The sequence below is a fragment of the Pseudomonas sp. GM78 genome, from assembly GCF_000282475.1.
GTDB lineage: Bacteria > Pseudomonadota > Gammaproteobacteria > Pseudomonadales > Pseudomonadaceae > Aquipseudomonas.
The window spans coordinates 1-1,866 of record NZ_AKJF01000234.1 but is presented as its reverse complement, the minus strand read 5'-3'; the positions used below and the strand labels follow the sequence as shown (position 1 = coordinate 1,866).

The window sequence follows — 1,866 nt, the reverse complement described above, 5'->3', positions numbered from 1 at the left end:
AGCGGTAGACATCGGCCGCCATGCTGTCGATCTTGCCAGCGTATTCCATGTACTCCTCGACGGTCGGCAGGCGACCCAGGATGGAAGCCACGGACGCCAGCTCAGCCGAAGCCAGGTAGACGTTCGCGCCGTCACCCAGACGGTTCGGGAAGTTACGGGTCGAAGTCGACACGACGGTCGAGTTCGGCTCTACACGTGCCTGGTTACCCATGCACAGCGAGCAGCCCGGCATTTCCATGCGCGCGCCAGCCTTGCCGTAGATGCCGTAGTAGCCTTCTTCGGTCAGTTGGTGAGCGTCCATCTTGGTCGGCGGCGACAGCCACAGACGGGTTGGCAGCTGACCCTTGACCTGCTCCAGCAACTTGCCGGCAGCGCGGAAGTGGCCGATGTTGGTCATGCAGGAACCGATGAACACTTCGTCGATCTTCTCGCCAGCAACGCTGGAGAGCAGGCGAGCGTCGTCCGGGTCGTTCGGAGCGCACAGTACAGGCTCCTTGATGTCGGCCAGGTCGATCTCGATGACTTCGGCGTATTCAGCGTCTTTGTCCGCTTCCAGCAGCTCAGGGTTGGCCAGCCAGGCTTCCATCGCCTGGGCACGACGCTCCAGGGTGCGTGCATCGCCGTAGCCTTCGCCGATCATCCAGCGCAGCAGGGTGATGTTGGACTGCAGGTATTCAGCGATCGACTCTTTCGACAGCTGGATGGTGCAACCGGCAGCCGAACGTTCAGCCGAGGCGTCGGACAGTTCGAAGGCTTGCTCGACGGTCAGCTTAGGCAGGCCTTCGATCTCCAGGATGCGACCGGAGAAAGCGTTCTTCTTGCCTTTCTTCTCTACGGTCAGCAGTCCGGACTGGATCGCGTAGTAAGGAATGGCGTGAACCAGGTCACGCAGGGTGACGCCTGGTTGCAGTTCGCCCTTGAAGCGAACCAGGATCGACTCAGGCATGTCCAGCGGCATGACGCCAGTGGCTGCGGCGAACGCAACCAGGCCGGAACCGGCCGGGAACGAGATGCCGATCGGGAAACGGGTGTGCGAGTCGCCACCGGTACCGACGGTGTCTGGCAGCAGCATGCGGTTCAGCCACGAGTGGATGATGCCGTCGCCCGGACGCAGGGAAACGCCGCCACGGGTCATGATGAAGTCAGGCAGGGTGTGGTGGGTGGTCACGTCGATCGGCTTTGGATAAGCCGCGGTGTGGCAGAAGGACTGCATCACCAGGTCGGTCGAGAAGCCCAGGCACGCCAGGTCTTTCAGTTCGTCACGGGTCATGGGACCGGTGGTGTCCTGGGAACCCACGGTGGTCATCTTCGGTTCGCAGTAGGTGCCCGGGCGAACGCCGGTCACGCCGCAAGCCTTGCCGACCATTTTCTGCGCCAGGGTGAAACCCTTGGTGCTTTCAGCCGGTGCTTCAGGTTTCTTGAACAGCGTCGAAGGTGGCAGACCCAGCTCGGCACGAGCCTTCTCGGTCAGGCCACGGCCGATGATCAGCGGGATACGGCCGCCAGCACGAACTTCGTCCAACAGGACCGGGGTCTTCATTTCGAAGGTGGTCAGGACTTCATCGGTGCCGTGCTTGCAGACTTTGCCAGCATGCGGGTACAGGTCGATCACGTCGCCCATGTGCATGTTGGAAACGTCGAATTCGATTGGCAGTGCGCCAGCATCTTCCATGGTGTTGTAGAAGATCGGGGCAATTTTGCTGCCGAAGCAGAAGCCACCGGCACGCTTGTTCGGCACGTAAGGAACGTCGTCGCCGAAGAACCACAGTACCGAGTTGGTCGCCGATTTACGCGAAGAACCGGTACCGACCACGTCGCCGACGTAGGCAATCGGGAAGCCGGCGTTGCGCATTTCTTCGATCTGCT

The 1,866-nt window shown here is 61.4% G+C and carries 1 protein-coding gene; it reads right to left on the bottom strand.

The window, feature by feature from the left end; translation table 11 throughout:
- Positions 1-1,866 (bottom strand): bifunctional aconitate hydratase 2/2-methylisocitrate dehydratase (locus PMI35_RS00010; RefSeq protein ID WP_008066785.1); only part of this gene is annotated, 1,866 nt, incomplete at both ends.